We start from the raw sequence: 19,601 nt of genomic DNA, 5'->3' as shown, positions 1-19,601 counted from the left end.
CCAAGAAATGTCCCCACACTTGCCGCCGCACGACTGCGCTGCCCGCGAAAGGCGTGCTGCGCACCCCGGCACGACCCAGTCACCGACACCCGCGATCATCGCGCCCGCTCGCTGGCAAGCCGGGCTTCCAGCCCCCGGCTATATCGCGAAATCGCATAACAAAATACAAAATAAATCAAAGACACGAACACGTAGGCTTCAACCGCGAAACCGCGCCAGGCGGCATCGGCCAGCGCTGCCTTGGTCGATTGTGTCAGGTCGAAGATGCCGATCACCACCACCAGCGAGGTGTCCTTGAATACGGAGATGAACAGGCTTACCAGCGGCGGAATCACGATGCGCAGTGCCTGCGGCAGCACCACCAGCCGCATTTCCTGCCAGTAGCTCAAGCCGATCGAGGCGGCCCCTTCGAACTGTCCTTTGGGGATCGCCTGCAAACCGCCGCGCACCACTTCCGCGATGTAGGCCGCCGCAAACAGCACGATGGCCAGCTGCGCACGCAGCAGCTTGTCGATATTCATGCCGGTGGGCAGGAACAACGGCAGCATGACCGATGACATGAACAGCAGGCTGATCAGCGGCACGCCGCGAATCAACTCTATATAGGCAACCGACATGGCCTTGATCGCCGGCAGGCGCGAGCGTCGGCCCAGTGCCAGCAACACGCCCAGCGGAAACGCCAGGCCCACGCCGAAAGTGGCCAGCATCAAGGTCAGCGGCAGGCCGCCCCAGCGGCTGTTCTCGACAAAACTCAGGCCCAGGACACCGCCCCACATCAGCACGGCTGACACCACCATGCCCGCGATCCAGGCCCAGGCCAACTTCGGCTGCCACCACTGCGGCCGGCACGTTGCCACCACCAGCGCGATCAGAATGGCTGCGGCAATCAGCGGTCGCCATTGTTCGTCATAGGGGTACAGGCCAAACAGGATCAGCCGATGTTTCTCGGCAATGAATGCCCAGCACGCACCGCCTGCAGCCCGGCAGGCCGCTGCGTCGGGCGCGGTGAAGCTTGCGCTCAGGAACGCCCATTCGACGATGGCGGGTACGGCCATGACCAGCAGCCATCCCACCAGAATCGTCAGCACCGCATTCATGGGTGTGCCGAACAGATGCCGCCATAAGGTGCGCCAGTACGAAGCGCTTGCCGGTGGCGGCGGTCGGGACGATTCAAGCGGGGGAGAGGCGTGGGGCGCGTGCATGCTGCGACTTTACCGGCATACACGTCTGCCGGGAACCAAGCCACCCGTCTGGTGGTGATGATCGAAGCAATTTCTGTCCGGGCAGATGCTGTCCAGGATGCAGCCTTTACCCGAAACTGATTTGACAGAAATCGTCAGAATTACCCCCATGGTTTCTATGCAAAATCCATGTGATGTGGGGCAGAATGAATGACAGTCCCTGCGCCTGGCATGCCCATGCCGTTCCATGCCGCTTATGCGTGTACTGCTCTTGCTCAAGGCCAATTGCCGCCCAGGCGTCATTGCGCGTTGTGTCGACTTAATTGCTGGAGTAAGCGTGAATGGCCGCTGCACCGATGTTCATTGAGTATTACCGCAAAGCTGATCGCATCATGATCAGCCTGGTCTGGCTGATGTTTTTCTACGCCTTGGGCTTGGCGCTCTGGTATGACACCTTCATCCAGGCGGTGGTGGTGGGGGGCGGTGCCTCTGTGCTGCTGACATTGTTGTATCGCGTGGCCAGCGGAACCCGCCTGCTGCGTTGCTGCATCGCGGTCGCCTTCATGGTGCTGGCGGCATTGCATATCAACCAGACAAAAGGCGTCATCGAGTTTCACTTCGGCATTTTTGTACTGCTGGCGGCGCTGACTTTCTATCGCGACTGGCTGCCCATTCTGGTGGGTGCGGTGGTCATCATCGCGCATCACGCGATTTTCCATGTGTTGCAGCACAAGGGCCTGCCGGTTTTTGTGATGGAGCAGCATCACGCCGGGTGGCACATGATTCTGATCCACGCTTTTTACGTGGTGCTGGAATCCGCCATCCTGCTTTATCTGGCCGTGCGCAGCCGTACCGAGGCCGTTGTCAGCCAGGAGATGCTGGACAAGATGCTCACCATCCGCCTGGAAGTGCTGGGGAAGGGCCACCCACAACCGGTGATGCGCAGCCCCCACTGATCCGCACGTTCAGCCGGTCAATCACGTATTTCCGATCGCAGGCACCGCTGCGTCTGATCTGCGCAGGGTGCGTCGCTGTGCGCCTGCGCAATCAAGCTGGCGCGATGCGCCCAATATCCTTACAGCTCGATGAAAAGTCTCGCTAATCCATGTTTGAGACGCGTCGGGGAATTGATGCAATGTCATGCGGGGTGAACCCGGGTTCGCCGCCCTCTGTCGTCTGACTCAATCCTTGGAATAAGTGCGTATGGCCCATTCCCCTGGTTTTCTTGAGCATTACCGCAAGGCCGATCGCATCATGATCGGCTTGGCCTGGCTGGCGTTCATCTACGCACTTGGACTGGCGTTCTGGCACGACACGTTTATCCAGGCTCTGGTGATAGGTGGCGGTGTCCCCGCGCTGCTGACCGTGCTCTACCGTGTGGCGGGGGGCACCCGCCTGCTGCGATGCTGCATCGCAGTCGGCTTCATGGTCATGGCGGCCTTGCATATCAATCAGGCCAAGGGGGTGATCGAAGTCCACTTCGGCATCTTTGTGCTGTTGGCCGCGCTGACGTTTTATCGGGATTGGCTGCCGATCCTGGTGGGGGCGGCCACCATCGCCGTGCATCACGTGGGTTTCCATATCCTGCAACACCACGGGTTCCCGGTGTTCGTGATGGAACACCAGGGCGGCTGGAACATGATCTTCATCCACGCTCTGTACGTGGTGGTGGAGACCGGCATCTTGCTTTACCTGGCGGTTCGCAGCCAGGCCGAGGCGGTCGAAAGCCAGGAGATGCTGGACAAGATGCTGGTCACCACGGCCCAGTTCAGCAGTGATGCCGGTGATGCCGCCAGCGTGCGGGTATCGCTTTCCACCCGTTTCGAGCGCTTTGTGCAGCAGATCACCACCTTGGTCGATGGCGTCGTGCGCGACACGCAGGGCTTGGGCGATCTGGGACGCGAGCTGGCCCGCACCAGCAACACGCTGGAAAAGGGGGCCACGCACCAATTGTCGGAAATCACCCAGATGACCGGATCGATGCAACGCATGGGCGAGGCGATGGGGGACATCGCTGAACACGTCGAAAATGCCGTGCAACGTGCCGATCAAGCCAGCGCGCAGATTGCGCGTGGACAGGAAAGCGTGAACCGTGCACAGCACGAGATTACGCAGCTGGCCACGCACTTGGCCGGCACCGACCAGACCGTGCAAGACCTGGCAGCGCAGGCAGAGCGGATCGGCAAGGTGCTGGAGGTCATTGGCAGCGTGGCAGACCAGACCAATCTGCTGGCGCTCAACGCGGCCATCGAAGCCGCCCGGGCGGGTGAGCAGGGCAGGGGGTTTGCGGTGGTGGCTGACGAAGTGCGCACCCTGGCGGAACGGACGGCCGCGTCCACTAAAGAGATCGAATCGCTGATCGCGGCCTTGCAACTGGGCAGCCGAAAGGCCGCCGAGGCCATGCATGCAAGTCGGGCGGGGGTCGAGCGCTGTGTCGAAGACAGCCGGCAGGCCTCAGCGATGTTCCAGGCGGTGGGGGCCGATATTGCGCATATCGATCAGCTCAATGGGCGCATCGTATCCACCACCCGGGAACAATCTGCCGCCAGTCTGGATATCGTCGGCCGTCTGCAATCGGTTCAGGAAATTGCGCAGGGCACTGCGGACGATGTAGGGGCGTTGGCTACCAGCAGTCAGCGACTGCCGTCGATCACTGGCCGCCTGGAGGCCTTGGGCAAGACCTTCCATAAGTAAACCGGTGTTCGTCACCCGGCATGCACGTGGTCTTCTACAGAAACCGGCCCGCTCTGAACGGGGTTGGATCGACCTGGCACTTTTCCCCGGCGATCATGGCTCCCAGCAGAGATGCCGTTCCCGGCCCGGTGCTGAAGCCGATATGTTGATGGCCAAAGGCCAGCCATAGACCGGGATGGCCAGGGCATGCGTCGATGATCGGTCGGCTGTCGGGCAGCGTGGGTCGGCTGCCCAGCCAGGGCTCGGCCTGCCGTCTGTCTGCCAGCGGGAAAGCCTGCCGGGCCGCGCGTTCGGCAAGGTCCAGTTGCACCAAGTTTGGCGGTGCGTCGCGGGCGGTCAGTTGCACCCCGGTAGACAAGCGCAGGCCTTGTTCCATCGGCGACATCACGTAGGCACCGCCCGTGTCGTAGACCGGGCGCGTGAGTGCCGCGTCACCGATGGCGTCGTAGTGCATGTGATAACCGCGCTCGAAGGCCATTGGCACCGACAGTCCCAGGGTTTGCGCCGCGAACTCACGGGTCCACGGACCGAGGGCAAGCACGGCATGTGCGGTCTCGTGCGTTGCACCGTCTGACTGCGTCAGGTGCCATGAACCGCTGGCCAGCTTGGTGATGCCGGTGATCTTGGCCTGGCGAATTGCTCCCCCACGGCTGACAAACAGCTTGGCATAGGCTTCAACCACCTTGCCGGGGCTGTCGACGGACGACGCATCCTTGATCCACAGTCCACGCGGAAAGATCGGGTTCAGCCCCGGCTCCAGCTCCGCAATACCGCCTGCATCCAGTACCTGCGTGGCAATGCCGAATTTCTCAAAGGTATTGCGCGACAACTGGCTGCCCGCGAACGCCTGTTCGCTGCGATACAGAAAGATCCAGCCACTGTCCCGGCACCGATGCGCCGTGCCGGCTTCGATCATCAATCGTCGATGCTCGCCCGCCGACAGTCGGATCAGGGAATCAAGTGCCGTCGTGGTTTCCTCGAAGGTGCGCTGGCGCGTCTTGGACAGAAAACGCAGTGCCCAAGGCAGATTCTTCGCCATGAACAGCGGGTCGTAGCGAAAACTTGCCGAATTGTTCTTCAGCAAGGTCGGCAGCGACTTCCACAGCGTGGGATTGTTGAACGGGACCAGCGAGCTGCGGGCGATCACGCCGGCATTGCCGTAGGACGTCTCGCGTCCCGGTGCCGTGCGGTCGAAAAGCGTGACGTCAAAGCCGCGTCGTTGCAGCTCAAGCGCGCACGACACGCCGACCATGCCGGCACCGAGAATGGCGATTTTCTGATTCATCGAGGAAAGACGCGAGGGGATGGGGAAACTGGGCGACGCAGGCTGTCTGCGGGGCGCATCGCAGGGTCATGTGCCTTCGGGGGCGGACTTTACCACCCGGTGCCGGTGTGCTGACCGATGGCCCTGCTGGTGGGACGTCTCGATTGCACCAGTATGATCTCGGGCCGTTTCCATGATTTTGCCTGGCGACGGCCGCGCGGATGTCCAGACTTTCTGCCTGCCGGAAAGACGTGTCTTTTTCTTTTCATACAATGCCGGCTTCTTGCTGGGAGTGACCATGTCTACCAAACGAACTTTTCTTTGCGCACTTGCCGCCGTAGTCGGTATCACTGCCTCGGGCTTCGCATTCGCGCAAGAGGCCGAGACCTCATTGGCCCGCGTGCAACGTACCAAAGTCCTGCGCGTCGGCGCGGTGGCGGGTGCCATCCCCTACTTCAGCAAAGACATCGTCACCAAGAAATGGGAAGGTTTCGGCCCCGACTTCTCTGAAAGCCTGGCCAAGAGCCTGGGCGCAAAGGTCGAATACGTTGAAACCACCTGGGGCAACGCGGTCCTGGACCTGCAGGCCAACCGGATCGACGCGATGTTCGGCATGGCACCCACGCCAGCCCGCAAGGAAATGGTGAATTTCTCGGACACGCTGTTCGAGAACACCTATACCGCCGTGTGCAAGAAGGGCGTGGCTCCCAAGACCTGGGAAGAGCTCAATGCACCGAACATGAAGATCGCGGTCGACGTGGGTTCAAGCCATGACCAGCTCGCCTCGCGCATTCTGACGAAGGCGGACGTCGCCCGTCTGGAAAGCTCGGGTGCGGCCACCATGTCGCTGCAGTCCGGACGCTCGGATTGCCAGATTCTGGTGGTTCTGCTGGCGCAGCCGCTGCTGGTCAAGCGCGCATCGGTCGGCACCATGTACATCCCGCAACCGATGTACACCGCGCCGGTGAGCATCGGGCTGCGCAAGGAAACCGACACCGGCATGCAGACGGCAGTCAACACCTGGCTGGCGGACTTCCGTGCCAAGGATCAGGTGCGTGGCGTGATTCTGAAGAACATGGAAAACCTGGCGGGCGTGCCGGCTAGTTCCTTCCCTGCCGAGATCAAGTTCTAAGCAGAAAAAAGCGCTAAAGCATCAGGTTTTAAAGGCGGTTGGTAATGGATTTTTCCGATTGGCGGGCGCAGCCCACGGGCCGCTCCCGGCTCGGCAAGGCTGTGCTGGTCTTGCTTGCCCTGGTTGGTGTGTGGGCGGCGATCAAGCACTTCGGCGGGGCCGCGCCGGGTTATGACTGGGACTTCGGCGTGCTGTGGAAATACCGCAGCCTGCTGGTCAGCGGCTTGTTGTACACGCTGCTGTTCACGGTCATCTGCGTGCTGCTCGGATTGCTGGTGGGCCTGGTCACCGGGCTGGGTCGCCTGTCCAGCAACCCCTTGATCACTGCGCCCTTGCGGGCGTACATCGAGGTGTTCCGGTGCACGCCGGTACTGGTGCAGTTGGTGTGGTTCTACTACGCCTTGCCGGTGCTGACGGGCATTGAGATGAGCGCGATGACGGCAGCCACGGTCTGCCTGGCCTTGTATGGCGGCGCGTTCTATTCGGAAATCGTGCGCGGCGGGATCATCGCAATCGAGTCGGGGCAGAGCGAAGCGGCAATGGCGCTGGGCATGACGCGCCTGCAGGCGCTCAGGCGCATCATCTTGCCGCAGGCATTCAAGAAGATGGTGCCGCCGCTGATGAACCAATCCATCATGCAGTTGAAGAACACCTCGCTGCTGTCGGTGCTGGCGGTGCCCGACCTGCTTTACCAGGGTCAGCTGATCGCCCACGATACCTACCGCCCGCTTGAGGTCTATACGTTCATCGCCGTTGCCTATTTCCTGGTGCTGCTGCCCGTCACGATGTGGGCCAAGCGCATGGAATACGGTGTCGTTCGGAAGGAGGCTTGAGTGTCAGTACACCCGTCAGTACAGCCGTCAGTGTCAGTACAACCCTTGATCGACATTTCCCAGCTCAAGAAAGCGTTCGGCCAGAACGTGGTCTTGAAGGACATCACCTTGCAGCTCGAAAAGGGCAAGGTGCTGGCGATGATCGGCCCGTCTGGCTCGGGGAAATCAACGCTGCTGCGTTGCATCAACCTCTTGTCGGTGCCCGATGGTGGTGCCATCCGGGTTGGCGAACAAACCATCGAGTTCAAGGGCGCGCATACCCGTTTGCCGCCCGAGCGCACGCTGGCGCGCTTCCGGGCATCGACCGGCATGGTGTTCCAGCACTTCAACCTGTTCCCGCACATGACGGCCTTGCAAAACGTCATGGAAGGCCCGGTTACCGTGCTGAAGACGCCCAAGGCGCAGGCCGAAGCCGAGGCGCGTGCGCTGTTGGCAAAGGTCGGTCTGCTGGAACGCGCTGGCTACTACCCCGACAAACTGTCCGGTGGCCAGAAGCAACGCGTGGCGATTGCGCGCGCGCTGGCGATGAAGCCTGCCGTCATGCTGTTCGACGAGGCAACGTCTGCACTGGACCCGGAACTGGTGGGCGAAGTGCTCAACGTCATCAAGGGCCTGGCTGCGGAAGGCATGACCATGATTCTGGTGACCCACGAAATCGCGTTTGCGCGTGAAGTGGCCGATCAGGTCATTTTCATGCGCGATGGGGTGGTGGCCGAAAGCGGGCCACCCAGCGTGGTCATCGACAACCCGCAACAGGAATCGACCCGCGCGTTCCTGGGCCGATTCAAGGCATCGGAAGCCGCGCAGGCCACTGCCGCCGGTTAAGTGTGCAGGCCGCCGTCGATGCGCGTTGCGCTCGGCGGCTGGCGACATCTTCAGCAAGTCTGACTCATTTCCCCATGACGAACCGTTCCGCCAAATTCCTGGGCGTGTTGATGCTCGACACGCAGTTTCCCCGGCCACCGGGTGATGTCGGCAACGAAGAAACCTTTCTTCGCCACGGCATTCCGGTTCGTTTCACAGTGATACGGGGCGCGTCGCCGCAGCGCATCGTCAAGGAAGCCGATCCGGCGCTCTTGCAGCCTTTTGTCGATGCCGCCAGGCAGTTCGTCGCGGAAGGCGCGGCGATGATCACCACCAGCTGCGGTTTTCTGGCGTCCTACCAGGACGTGCTGGCGGCGGCCGTGCCGGTGCCGGTTCTGACCTCCAGCCTTCTGGCCTGCCGACAGTTTGTGCACCCTGGCATCGTGACCTTCGATGCCGCGTCGCTGACGCCCGGGATTCTGGCTGCGGCCGGTGTGCCAGCGTCTACCCCCGTCCAAGGGGTCGAACCGGGATGTGAATTTCACCGACGCATTCTGAACAACGAGCAGCAGCTTGATCTGGACGAGGCCAGCCGCAACGTGGTGGAGGCAGCCTGCCACCTGGTGGCGCATCACCCGTCGGTGGAAGATATCGTGCTCGAATGTACCAACATGCCGCCGTATCGAGATGCGGTGGCCCAGGCGACCGGACGCCGTGTGCATGACATCGAGACGCTGATCGTGGCGCAGTGGCGCGCTCAGGTGGCGCAGGCGATACAGGGCGGGTAAGGCCGATTCCTAACGTTCCGTCAGCGCAATGCGTCGGTTGTATGCATTCATGGCCAGCGAAATGCTCAGGCTCACGACCAGATACGCACCCATGATGATCAGGATGCTCTCGATCGCCTGACCGGACTGATTCATGGTGGTGTTCACCACCGACACCAGGTCGGGATACCCGATGGCAATTGCCAGCGAGCTGTTCTTGGTCAGGTTCAGGAACTGGCTGGTCATCGGCGGCACGATCACCCGCAAGGCCTGCGGCAACACCACCAGCCGCAGCGCCAGCCCGCGTGGCAGGCCGATCGACCCGGCCGCTTCCCACTGGCCGGTGCTGACCGACTGAATGCCGGCGCGCACCACTTCAGCGGTGAATGCCGTGGTGTAGAACACCAGGCCCGCCAGCAAGGCGGCGAATTCCGGCGACAAGGTGGCCCCGCCGGTGAAGTTGAAGCCTTGCAAGCGTGGCACATCGAGCGCCAGCGGCGCGCCGCCGATGGCCCAGCCCAGCACGGGCAACCCGATCAGCATGGCAATGCCCACCCGCAATACCGGCAAGCGCTGGCCGGTCGCGGCCTGCCGTCGCCGTGCAAAATTGGCGACCAGCAGCCACAGTGCAATCGCAATGAACAAGCCCGCCAGCGCAAAATCCAGCGCAATGTGATCGACCGGCGTGGGTATCTTCATGCCCCGGTTCGACAGGAACACCCCAGGCAAGGGATTGAGCGCCTGGCGCGGCCCGGGCAGGTGCTCAGTCACCAGCGCATACCAGAAGAACAATTGCAGCAGCAGTGGCACATTGCGAACCAGCTCGACATAAGCCGCCGCCAGCTTGGCCACCAGCACGTTCTTCGACAATCGGGCAATGCCCACCAGGGTGCCCAGGATCGTCGACAGCACAATGCCGACCGCCGCGATCTTCAAGGTGTTGAGCAAACCCACCAGAATCGCCCGCGCCACGCTGTCCTGCGGGGTGTAGGCAATGACGGACTCACCGATCGCAAAGCCCGCCTCGCCCTGCAGGAAACCGAAACCCGACGCAATATTGCGGCTGTGCAGATTGGCCAGCGTATTGGAAATCAGAAACCAGGCCAGCAGCCCGACTGCGCCGACGGCAAGCACCTGGTAGACGATGCCGCGCACGGCAGGCTGGTGCCAGCGAGAGGCGCGCAAGGGGCGGGAAGAGGGCGGCTGCATGACGCCATTGTGCATCGACCTGCGAGCCGGGCAAAACTCTGAAACAGATGCGCGAGTCAGGCGGGGCGCGGTCGGGTGCTGGCTGGCCTATAGTCCCGGTGGGCAGCGCAAGCCAAATCACTGGCATTCCACGTCGCGGCCGGTTATGAGTGGTCATCGGCGGTTATGACCCGTCATGGCCGCTTATCATGATGGTTGTGGGATACCGCCTGCCTGCCGCCCTGCGCCGGCCCACGCGCCAGGAGCCCCGTCCGTCTCGCCATGATCGAATTCCAGCACGTCTTCAAATCCTACGGTCGCGGCGTGAACGCGCTGACCGACGTCAACTTCCGGGTGGCGGCTGGTGAGTTCCTGTTCGTGTCCGGTGCGTCGGGTGCGGGCAAGTCCACCTTGCTCAAACTGATCGGCGGGCTTGATACGCCTTCGCGCGGTGTCGTCCAGGTCAACGGCCAGGATGTCGGCAAGCTGCCGCCGCGCGCGCGCCCCTATCTGCGTCGCGCCATTGGCGTGATCTTGCAGGACGCGCACTTGCTGAACGACCGCAGTGCCTTCGAAAACGTCTTGCTGCCGCTGATCGTGACTGGCCACAGCCCGGCGCAGGCCAGTTCGCGGGCCCGCGCCGCCATCGACAAGGTGGGTCTGTCTGGCAAGGAAAGCCTGCGGCCCATCGCCTTGTCGGGCGGCGACCAGCAGCGCCTGGCGATTGCGCGTGCCATCGTCAACCGTCCGGCCATTCTGATTGCCGACGAACCCACCGCCAATCTGGATCACGACAGCGCGGTGCGCATTGTCGAGGTCTTCCGCGACTTCAACCGGGTTGGCGTCACTACCTTGATCGCCACCCACGACCAGGCCTTGATCGCCGCGTATGCCAACCGGGTCCTGCACGTTGCTGCAGGCCAGGTGACGGAAAGAAAACCATGAGCCTGTCGCTCCAGCCCCATCGTTATGCGCTCGGCGTCACGCTGCGCCGCATTGCCCTGCAACCTTTTTCTTCGCTTGCCAATGTGATGGTGATCGCGCTGGCCCTGGCGATTCCCTTGCTGGTGTCAGCCACCTTGCTGTCCTTGCAGCCGGTGGCGCGTCAGCTCAGCACCGATCCCGAATTGACGGTGTTCACGCGCGTGGGCACCAGCACCGACATTGCGCGCAGCATGGCGCAGCGGATCGAGCGTGAATACCGCAGCGAAGTATCGAATGTGCGTGTCATCACCCGTGAGGAAGCGCTCGCTGCGCTGAAACGCAATCCCAGTTATGCCGATGTGTTGGCCGTGCTGCCCGGTAATCCCTTGCCCGACGCCATCGTGGTCACCCTGCGGGGAGCCGATCTGGCCCGCCGCAGCCCGGAGCTGGCAGACACTTGGCGCAAGTGGGAAGGCGTCGACATGGTGCAGTTGGACAGCGCCTGGGTGCAGCGCATGGAGGCCTTGCTGCGCTTTGGCAATACCGCGCTGGGCTTGCTGGCGGCGGTTGTGGCGGTATCGGTCTTGGCGGCCGTCTTCAATACCGTGCGCATGCAGGCCTTGTCCCAGCGTGAGGAAATCACCGCTGCCCGACTGGTGGGTGCCACCGAGTCCTTTGTGCGCCGTCCCTTCCTGTATCTGGGCGCATTGACCTGTGCAGTGGCCGCCGGCGTGGCGATTGCAGCCAGTGCATTGGCCATGGGACCGCTCAATGGCGCGCTGGCGGATCTGGCCAAAAGCTACGGCGTCGAATTTTTCATTCAATTGCCCCCGCCCTCGTGGTTGCTCGGGTTTGTAATGGTCGTTACTCTTCTGGGAGCATTCTCTGCGCGTTGGTCAGTGACGCGCACCACGCGGTTCTAGCCACAGGATGTCGCGTATGACCGATTCGGAAGAACTAGCCCGACTGCTGGCGGCATGCGGTCGGGGCGACGAAGCAGCCCTCAAGGATTTATATGACGCGACATCGTCGCGTCTGTTTGCCACTGCGCTCCGTATATTGCGTAGACGAGACTGGGCCGAGGAGGTCCTGCAGGAATGTTTCGTCAAGTTCTGGCAGCACGCATCGACCTTTACCGAATCGCGCAGCCAGCCGATGACTTGGATGACACGCATCGTACGCAATCGTTGTATCGACTGGCTCAGACGACCGGATATCGAAGTGCCCGACCCCGAAGGCGACATCATCGAGGCCTGGGCTGACGACGCTCCGGGTCCGCTGGCCCGTCTGCTCGAAACGGAATCGGGCCGGCAACTTGCCGAGTGCATGAAAGGTCTCGCCGAGAATCAGCGCGTGGCCGTTGCACTGGCATTTTTCGATGAGCTGAGTCATAGCGAAGTGGCTGAAAAACTGGCTGCTCCGCTTGGCACGGTCAAGAGTTGGGTACGGCGCGGATTGGACAGCCTCAAGAGGTGCATGGGATGAACTACCGCGACCCTGAATTGCAGGCGCGGTTGGCCGCCGACTACGTCGTCGGCCTGCTGCGCGGCGGTGCGCGTCGCCGCTTTGAACAACTGATGGTGGCCGACGCCGGCTTGCGGCGTGAGGTCCGTGAATGGGAAGCCCGGCTGTTGCCGCTTGCCTTGTCATTGCCACCTGAGCGGCCGCCCGCTCACGTCTGGCGCAACATTCGCAAACGCGTGCATGCGCTGCGGCCGGTATCGCGTTGGAGCTGGGATGGCGTGGCCTTGTGGCGCACCATTGCGGGTGGCATGGCAACGGCCTTGCTGGCCGTGTTGCTGGTCTATCCGACGCAGGTGCAGCGTGCTGCCGAAGCCCGTTATCTGGCGGTGCTGCAAGATAGCCAGGCACAGACGACGCTGATCGTCAGCGCCGCACGCGATGGTCGCCTGACCATCAAGGCCGTGGCCGATCTGCGCACCACGGCGGGCAGCCGGGCACTGGAACTGTGGGCCTTGCCTGCAGGGGGTCAGCCTCGTTCGCTGGGCTTGGTTGCTGCCGAAGGTCGCACGATACTCGCAAGCGATCCGGCCATCAGCGACGCCCCGGCACTCGCGGTCAGCCTGGAGCCGCCGGGCGGGTCGCCGACCGGCGCACCAACCGGCCCCGTGCTGTATTCGGGCAAGGTGCTGGGCTTGTAAAGCACGATGACCGATCCGCTTGGCAGACTTGCTGAGCGGATCGGTCGCCAACTGCATCTACCAATAAATAATTGCATCTACCGATCAGTAGCGAACGTATCTCATTGGGCAAGCCAACCCAGGAGATCACCGTGAAAAAAATCGCTTCCGCTGTACTCGTCGCCGCCACCATGCTGGCTGCCAATGCCTACGCAAAAGACATGGTCAACGTGGGTGGCCAACCGATGTTGCCCACCAAGGATATCGTCGATAACGCCGTCAATTCTGCCGATCACACCACGCTGGTCGCTGCAGTCAAGGCAGCCGGTCTGGTCGACACGCTGAAGGGCAAAGGCCCGTTCACTGTCTTTGCACCGACCAATGCCGCATTCATGAAGCTGCCGGCAGGCACGGTCGACACCTTGCTGAAAGCAGAGAACAAACCCACGCTGACCAAGGTGCTGACCTATCACGTGGTGCCCGGCAAATACGACTTCAAGGCGCTTGCCACCGCCATTCAGAAAGGCAAGGGCACGGCCGAGCTGAAGACCGCCAGTGGCGGCAAACTGTGGGCCATGCAGAACGGCGCGCACAACATCGTGCTGAAGGACGAGAAGGGCGGCATGGCCAATATCAGCACCTACGACGTCTACCAGTCCAATGGGGTGATCAACGTGGTGGACACGGTATTGATGCCCAACTGAGCGGGGCGTTACCGATAGGTTCGTTTGAATGTGACGGCCAGATGACTGGTCATCATTTCAGGATGAGCGACGATGTAGGATGGCTTATTAACGGTGGCACGGGTACCTGCGGGGGGCTCGTGCAGACCGCATCATCTTCCGGAGTCGCTTGTCCATGCTCGAACAAGAAATCAAATTGCACGTACCGCCCGCATCGCGCCGGGCGGTATTGGCGGCCATGGATACGCCAGCGCGTGCCGAACGCATCCGTCTGCGGGCCATGTACTTCGACACCCCGGACCGGCAACTTGCACGCCAACGCGCCGCCATCCGCCTGCGGCTTGAAGGGCGTCGCTGGATCCAGACCTTCAAGATGGCTGGGCAGGATGCGCTGTCACGTATTGAACTGAATCATGCGCGCCCGCGTGCCGAACTCGATCTGTCGGTCTACGCCGGCACACCCGCCGAAGCGGTGCTGGCAGGGCTTGAAGATACGCTGGCCGTGCGATATGAGACCGATGTGCGTCGTGTGCTGCGCCAGGTGCGCCTGCGTACCGGTGTGGTCGAACTGGCCTACGACACGGGTCACATCCGCGCCGGTGACCTGGAATTGCCGCTGTACGAGCTTGAAATCGAACGCGTGTCAGGCCGGGTCGAAGCCATCTTCACCTGTGCGGATCGTTGGCTGCGGGCGCATTCACTGGTGCTGGATGTGCGCAGCAAAGCCGAACGCGGCGATGCGCTCGCAGGTATTGCGCAGGCGATCGCTGAGGCCTCGCCCGATCGTCAGCCTGGCGTGCGTCAGGATGCCTTGTCGCGTTTTGCGCGCCCGCGCAATCAGCGGGCGGTCACGCTCGATAAACATGGTGACGCCAGTGATGCACTCGATGCCGTCACGGTCGAGTGTCTGGATCAGATCGCCCGCAACGCCGTGCTGGCCACGGGTCTGGACGTACCGGCAGGCCACGCTTGTGAAACCGAAGCGGTGCATCAATTGCGTGTGGGCATTCGTCGTCTGCGATCTGCCTGGCGTCTGTTTGATGGGTTGGCGGACTTGCCCGAAGGCTCGCTGCAAGATGGCGCACGCGAGCAGTTCGGTGCGTTTGGTGTTGCCCGCGACCAGGACGTGCTGGCCGGTACCGTGTTGCCCCAATTGACCGAAGCCGGCATGCCGCCCTTGCCGCAAGCGGTCAGCGAGGCCATCGATGTGAGCGAACTGGCTGGTGGCGTGGCGTTCCAACGCTGGTTGTTGAGCATGTCTGCCTGGTCGGCAGGGGTGCGCGCGGTGCCGAAGTTGCCGCCTGCGATCTCGGGCAGCAGCGCCATCCGGGCCAGTGCCAATGCACCGCAGTCGGTGCTTGCGGCGGTGCCCGAGGTATCTGAAGAAGCGTCGGAAAAACCCGTGAAAATCGCCGTCAGCCTGGCCAAGCGACTGCACAAGTGGCACAAGCGAGTGCTGGCCGATGCGCGTCGCATCGCAGACCTTGAAGATGAGCAGCGCCACGAACTGCGCAAGCGGGCGAAGCGCCTGCGTTATGGCATCAGCCTGAGTGAATCGGTGTTGCCCGGCAAACGCGTGAAGGCCTATCGCAAGCGTCTGGCCGAATTCCAGGATGTGCTGGGCGAAGTCAACGATCTGGTGGTCGCCCGCGATAGCTTGTCCGCGTTGCGCGATGCGCATCCGCAGGCCTGGTTCGGCATGGGCTGGATCACCTTGAGACTGGAATCCTTGCTGCGTGATGCCCAGGGCAAAGCGAAGACCTTGGCGGCCGCAAAGCCATTCTGGAAATAAGACAGACCAAGTTCGACGGCATAAAAGAATAAGGCCGGGCTGTCTGGCATGTGCCCGGTCCTGCTGATCATTCTTGGGCGTACGCGATCACCTGAAAAATGACTGAAGTATGGCGGCGGCGATGTTACGCTGGCAGGCGCTCGTCGTCCTGCTGGACGGTAACCCGCACTGACTGCCCGTTTGCGAAGGCTGTTTTCGCACCGGCCCGCCACACTTCATCTTCCTTTTTCCATGCGCGCAAATTGGTCTGACGGCTATTTCACCGAAGTTGGTTATACCCACGGTTACTACCGCGAGTTGTCCCCGGCTCTTCAACGCTATTGCCTGCTGTTGCGCGGTATCGCGCCCCTGCAAAGCGAATCGCCCGCACATTGCGAGCTTGGTTTTGGCCAAGGTGTGTCGATCAATGTGCACGCGGCCACCACGCCCGGGGTTTTCGTCGGTACCGACTTCAATCCTGAACAAGCTGCATCGGCCATCAACTTCGCCCAAGCAGCCGGCAGCCAGGCCCGGCTGTACGACAACAGTTTTGCAGAACTGCTGGCGCGTGATGATCTGCCGCAATTCGACTCGATCTCGTTGCACGGGATCTGGAGCTGGATCAGCCACGAGAATCGCCAGATCATCGTCGAGTTCGTGAAGAAGTACCTGAAACCCGGTGGCTCTTTGTACGTCAGCTACAACTGCCTGCCGGGCTGGTCTCATGCTGCCCCGTTGCGACATCTGTTTGCAATGCATGACCGTTTTGTCGGTTCATCAGAGCGGTCAGCCACCGACCGTGTCGGTGACGCCATTGGATTCGCGACGCAACTGCTGGCTGCCAAGCCGAAATACGCGGCGGCCACTCCCGGTCTTGATGAGCGCTTGAAACAAATTGCCGGCCAGGACCGTCATTATCTGGCGCACGAATACTTCAACGGCGAGTGGCACATTGGTTATTTCACCGATGTGGTCGACGCCCTGGCAGATGCGAAAGTCGAATACGCCGGACCAGCGCAACCGATTGACGGCATGGATGCCCTGCACATTGGCAGCGAAGGTATTGCCTTCCTGAACAAGATCACGAATCCCACCATGCGTGAGCAGGCGCGGGATTACTTTGTGAATCAGCAGTTCCGACGCGACTTGTTCGTGCGCGGCGCACGTCGTCTCAGCGCGGCCGAGCGTCAGGCGGCGTTGCTGGCACAACGCTTCGCCCTGGTGGTGCCTGCGAACAAGGTGACGTGGACGGTGCAGGTCGGCGGCGGTTCAGCCGAACTCAACCAGGCCATCTACAAGCCGGTTGTGGATGTGCTGGCGTCCAATGCCTACGCTCCCAAATCGCTGCGTGAAATCGTCGACATTCTTGAGTCGGCGTCGATCAGCGCGGTTCAGGCAACCGAAGCCGTCACCGTGCTGGTCGGCATGGGCGTCGTGTCGCCGTGCCAGACCGATGCAGAAACCTCAACTCGGCGAAAAAGCGCGCAGAAGCTCAACGAAAGTCTGTTGCAGCACGCCTTCTATCACGAGAACATTGCGGTGCTGGCCTCACCGGTCACCGGTGGTGCGCTTAACGTGGACCGCATCAGCAAGCTGTTCTTGCTGGCTCGCATCAACAAGCATAAGGACATTGTTGCGTTCGCTTGGAGCGCATTGGCGGCGTCCAACCAGCGCTTGAAGAAGGGCGATACCGTTCTGCAGACCGCAGAAGAAAATATCGCCGATCTGCGTGACCGCTTCCAGGTCTACGAGCAAGAATTGTTGCCCTTGCTCAAAGCACACGCGATCTTCTGATCGGTCGTGACGTAAAAAAGGCGGCGTCCTGAAGTGGATGCCGCCTTTTTCATGCGTGCTTTGTCCGGGTCAAGCGCTTGGCGCTTATTGAAGGCCTGCCGCTGTCTGCGTATGCAAGGTCCTTTCCGTACCGATCAATACCCCGCCGAACTCGGATCGCGCTGACGATCCAGTTCGATGGATTCAAACAGCGCGGCGAAATTGCCGTGTCCAAAGCCGTTATCGCCCTTGCGCTGAACCAGTTCGAAGAACAGGCCGCCAAGCAAGGTGGTGGTGAAAATCTGCAGCAGCACGCCGCCATCAAGCGAGCTGTCGACCAAAATGCGGGTTGCTGCCAGGCGTTCCGTATCCTCGCCGTGGCCCGGCAGGCGGCTGTCCAGCAGTTCGTAGTAGGTCTGCGGCGCATCGAGAAAGCCCATGCCGCGCGCGCGCAGTGTTTCTACGCTTGCGTACAGGTCATCGCTTTGCAAGGCCAGATGGCGGATGTGATCGCCTTCGCGCACATCCCGGGCTTCGTCAGCGGCATCCTGGCCGATTTCATTGCCGACCGTATTGGTCTCTGCAAGCGTGATGCACAGCTTGCCGCAGGGCGATTCCAGCACGCGCGCCACGATCTGCGCTGCATCGGACGACCCGGCGGTGACCGCGCGTTCGCGGAAGTTGAACACCCGCGCAAAGAAATCGACGTAGCTGTCCAGTTGCCCGCGGCGTACCTGGCAGGTCAAGTGGTCGATGCTGCGCAGGCCGGTGCTTGTCGAGGTGTCGGTGGTATCCGCTGTCGTATCCGGAGCTGTATCCACCAGATAGATTACCGTGTCGCCAATCCCGTGGATCGCCGGGGCATCGATAGCCAGCGACGCTGCTACCTGCTTGGCCCCTTGCGCCAAGGCATGCGCCAGGGCTGCCTGTGCGTTGGCAACCCGGATGCCAACACCGCAGATCGACACTCCGTGGCTTTGCGCGTAGCGCTGACCAAAGCTGTCCGGGCGGGCATCGACCAGCAGATCGATGTCAGCCTGGTGATAGCGCCTGGTCTGACCGAGCGCAGCCCCACCGGCGCTGCCAAAGCCCAATTGCGTAAAGACGTGATCGAGGTCAGCAAGATCAGTCGCGGCATATTCGATAAACGCAAACCCGGCGACTCCCAGGGGGTTGTCCCACGGCGTGAACGGCTGGCTCATGCAAAGGCCTCCTCGGGCCGGCTGATACGTCGGTGACCGACGAGAAGGCGCATTGTAGAAAAAAACCGGCGCGTCGAATCGAAGATTTTTTGCCGGGTACCGGCTAGTGGAAAAAACCCCGCATCCGGTGGCGGTATGCGGGGTTCTCAAGGCAGCGACGATGCTGCGACAAGGTGTTCGCGCTCAGGCGTTGGCGGGCTGTACGCGCATGGCACCCACAATGTCGCGCAAGCGTGACGTGGTCTTGAACAGGCGGCACACCAGACCGCTGCCCTGAAGCGTCGCAAACAGCGCACGTCCGGCAGTCTCGGGGCAGCCATGCACGTGAAGCGTGCCCTGGGCACGGCCTTCGATCAGTACATTGCTCAGCCACACCTCGTGGGCGTGCACAAAACCCTGTATCTGTTGCGCCACGCGATCGGGCACAGACGCCAGGTCGGCGGCCAGCATGCCGCACAGACAGATTTCTTCGCCTTCGCTCATTTCTTCCAAGAAATCAACGTAGCGGTCGAGCTTCACATCGGCGGGCAACTTCGCGTCGATGGCGCGCAACGCAGCAAGCGTACGCGTGCTGTAGGCACACACGGCCTCATACAGCAGGTCGTCCTTGCTGGGGAAGTAGTAATGGATGGAAGAGGTCTTTACACCTACGTGCTCGGCCAGATCGCGATAGCTGAAACCGTTGCACCCACGCAGGCGAATGAGCTTCTGCGCGTAGTCCAGAATTTGATCGCGAGTCGTTTGCGGGGTCGTGTTCATAACGGAATGGTACCTGCGAAACGGGTGAATCGGCGCGCGAGTCGCCAGGCGTCACCCAGGCGTTCCGGCGGGCGGAGACCGAGACGGCGCAACAAATGCCGTCCGGTGGCTCTCATCTACTGCAACGTGCGACTTCATCCTGCGAACACCGGCGAATCCAGTTCACCATTGCCCGACAGATTGGGCTGGCTACGTGCAACGTTCAGTTCTTGCTGTACTTGATTGCGGCTCAGTTGGGAAGCGCTTGCCGGCGACGTGTTCGCCACATTGACCAGTTCGCCATTACCCGTAAGACCTTGCGCACGTGCCTGAATCAGCTCGTTCTGTACCTGCTGATGGCTGAGTGCGCCGCCGCTTTGCGGGGCCGGAGGATAACCGAGTTCGCCAGCCTGAGCAGCACCCATGGCAGCCATCGACAGTACCAATGCAGAGAGAAGGGCTTTCATGACAACAATTCCTTTATAGCGGAGTTTTGTGACTGTTAT

19 protein-coding genes are annotated in these 19,601 nt (G+C 61.6%); 13 read left to right on the top strand and 6 right to left on the bottom strand.

All coding sequences use genetic code 11. The features are described 5' to 3' along the window. Positions 1-95: 95 nt before the first annotated feature. On the bottom strand, positions 96-1,202 hold the full coding sequence (locus tag FXN63_RS25430) for an amino acid ABC transporter permease (protein ID WP_148818324.1): 1,107 nt from the start codon (positions 1,200-1,202) through the stop codon (positions 96-98). A 320-nt stretch (positions 1,203-1,522) separates the two neighbouring features. Between FXN63_RS25430 and FXN63_RS25425 the strand changes: the two genes are divergently transcribed. Both FXN63_RS25425 and FXN63_RS25420 read left to right on the top strand, forming a co-directional pair. Continuing rightward, positions 1,523-2,137, top strand: coding sequence for a hypothetical protein (locus FXN63_RS25425; protein ID WP_148818322.1), 615 nt, complete (start codon positions 1,523-1,525; stop codon positions 2,135-2,137). A 247-nt stretch (positions 2,138-2,384) separates the two neighbouring features. After that, on the top strand, positions 2,385-3,875 hold the full coding sequence (locus FXN63_RS25420; protein WP_148818320.1) for a methyl-accepting chemotaxis protein: 1,491 nt from the start codon (positions 2,385-2,387) through the stop codon (positions 3,873-3,875). A 34-nt stretch (positions 3,876-3,909) separates the two neighbouring features. Here FXN63_RS25420 and FXN63_RS25415 read toward each other — a convergent pair whose 3' ends face one another. Then, a complete protein-coding gene (locus tag FXN63_RS25415; RefSeq protein WP_148818318.1) occupies positions 3,910-5,160 on the bottom strand; it encodes an NAD(P)/FAD-dependent oxidoreductase in 1,251 nt (416 codons plus the stop codon). 277 nt (positions 5,161-5,437) lie between these two features. Here FXN63_RS25415 and FXN63_RS25410 point away from each other — a divergent pair, with 277 nt between their 5' ends. From FXN63_RS25410 to FXN63_RS25395, 4 genes are all read left to right on the top strand, one after another. Next, the gene (locus FXN63_RS25410) at positions 5,438-6,271 is read left to right on the top strand and encodes a transporter substrate-binding domain-containing protein (protein ID WP_148818316.1); all 834 of its coding nucleotides are present in this window, start codon (positions 5,438-5,440) and stop codon (positions 6,269-6,271) included. Positions 6,272-6,315: 44 nt separating this feature from the next. Continuing rightward, positions 6,316-7,104 (top strand): amino acid ABC transporter permease, encoded by a 789-nt coding sequence (locus tag FXN63_RS25405; RefSeq protein WP_148818314.1) that lies wholly within the window; start codon positions 6,316-6,318, stop codon positions 7,102-7,104. 45 nt (positions 7,105-7,149) lie between these two features. After that, complete coding sequence (locus tag FXN63_RS25400) at positions 7,150-7,929, top strand: amino acid ABC transporter ATP-binding protein (RefSeq protein WP_187395029.1); 780 nt, start codon at positions 7,150-7,152, stop codon at positions 7,927-7,929. A gap of 74 nt (positions 7,930-8,003) precedes the next feature. Next, positions 8,004-8,696, top strand: coding sequence for an aspartate/glutamate racemase family protein (locus tag FXN63_RS25395; RefSeq protein ID WP_148818310.1), 693 nt, complete (start codon positions 8,004-8,006; stop codon positions 8,694-8,696). Positions 8,697-8,705: 9 nt separating this feature from the next. Here the strand turns inward: FXN63_RS25395 and FXN63_RS25390 are convergent, their stop codons facing one another. After that, positions 8,706-9,884, bottom strand: coding sequence for an amino acid ABC transporter permease (locus FXN63_RS25390; RefSeq protein ID WP_246164967.1), 1,179 nt, complete (start codon positions 9,882-9,884; stop codon positions 8,706-8,708). A 261-nt stretch (positions 9,885-10,145) separates the two neighbouring features. On the opposite strand from FXN63_RS25390, the gene FXN63_RS25385 reads away from it, so the two are divergent. From FXN63_RS25385 to FXN63_RS25355, 7 genes are all read left to right on the top strand, one after another. Then, on the top strand, positions 10,146-10,808 hold the full coding sequence (locus FXN63_RS25385) for a cell division ATP-binding protein FtsE (RefSeq protein WP_148818306.1): 663 nt from the start codon (positions 10,146-10,148) through the stop codon (positions 10,806-10,808). Further along, positions 10,805-11,710, top strand: coding sequence for a cell division protein FtsX (locus FXN63_RS25380; RefSeq protein ID WP_148818304.1), 906 nt, complete (start codon positions 10,805-10,807; stop codon positions 11,708-11,710). Before FXN63_RS25385 ends, FXN63_RS25380 begins: the two co-directional genes overlap by 4 nt. A 16-nt stretch (positions 11,711-11,726) precedes the next feature. After that, positions 11,727-12,272 carry an RNA polymerase sigma factor gene (locus tag FXN63_RS25375; protein ID WP_148818302.1) on the top strand — a complete coding sequence of 182 codons (546 nt, stop codon included), beginning with the start codon at positions 11,727-11,729 and terminating at the stop codon, positions 12,270-12,272. Next, the gene (locus FXN63_RS25370; RefSeq protein WP_148818300.1) at positions 12,269-12,949 is read left to right on the top strand and encodes an anti-sigma factor; all 681 of its coding nucleotides are present in this window, start codon (positions 12,269-12,271) and stop codon (positions 12,947-12,949) included. Before FXN63_RS25375 ends, FXN63_RS25370 begins: the two co-directional genes overlap by 4 nt. A 170-nt stretch (positions 12,950-13,119) precedes the next feature. Further along, positions 13,120-13,632, top strand: coding sequence for a fasciclin domain-containing protein (locus tag FXN63_RS25365; RefSeq protein ID WP_148819819.1), 513 nt, complete (start codon positions 13,120-13,122; stop codon positions 13,630-13,632). 154 nt (positions 13,633-13,786) lie between these two features. Next, positions 13,787-15,403 carry a CYTH and CHAD domain-containing protein gene (locus FXN63_RS25360; RefSeq protein WP_148818298.1) on the top strand — a complete coding sequence of 539 codons (1,617 nt, stop codon included), beginning with the start codon at positions 13,787-13,789 and terminating at the stop codon, positions 15,401-15,403. A 231-nt stretch (positions 15,404-15,634) separates the two neighbouring features. Further along, a complete protein-coding gene (locus FXN63_RS25355) occupies positions 15,635-17,176 on the top strand; it encodes a class I SAM-dependent methyltransferase (protein WP_148818296.1) in 1,542 nt (513 codons plus the stop codon). A 134-nt stretch (positions 17,177-17,310) separates the two neighbouring features. On the opposite strand, the gene FXN63_RS25350 is transcribed toward FXN63_RS25355, so the two are convergent. From FXN63_RS25350 to FXN63_RS25340, 3 genes are all read right to left on the bottom strand, one after another. Further along, positions 17,311-18,357: a 4-hydroxyphenylpyruvate dioxygenase family protein gene (locus FXN63_RS25350; RefSeq protein ID WP_148818293.1), complete on the bottom strand. Its 1,047-nt coding sequence runs from the start codon at positions 18,355-18,357 to the stop codon at positions 17,311-17,313. A gap of 183 nt (positions 18,358-18,540) precedes the next feature. Continuing rightward, on the bottom strand, positions 18,541-19,116 hold the full coding sequence (locus tag FXN63_RS25345) for a TetR/AcrR family transcriptional regulator (RefSeq protein ID WP_148818291.1): 576 nt from the start codon (positions 19,114-19,116) through the stop codon (positions 18,541-18,543). 134 nt (positions 19,117-19,250) lie between these two features. Further along, a complete protein-coding gene (locus tag FXN63_RS25340) occupies positions 19,251-19,562 on the bottom strand; it encodes a DUF4148 domain-containing protein (RefSeq protein ID WP_148818289.1) in 312 nt (103 codons plus the stop codon). Between the last annotated feature and the right edge of the window lie 39 nt (positions 19,563-19,601).

Source organism: Pigmentiphaga aceris, assembly GCF_008119665.1.
Taxonomy (GTDB): Bacteria; Pseudomonadota; Gammaproteobacteria; order Burkholderiales; family Burkholderiaceae_B; genus Pigmentiphaga; species Pigmentiphaga aceris.
The sequence above is the reverse complement of the archived record's forward strand: the minus strand, read 5'-3'. Positions and strand labels throughout refer to the sequence as shown.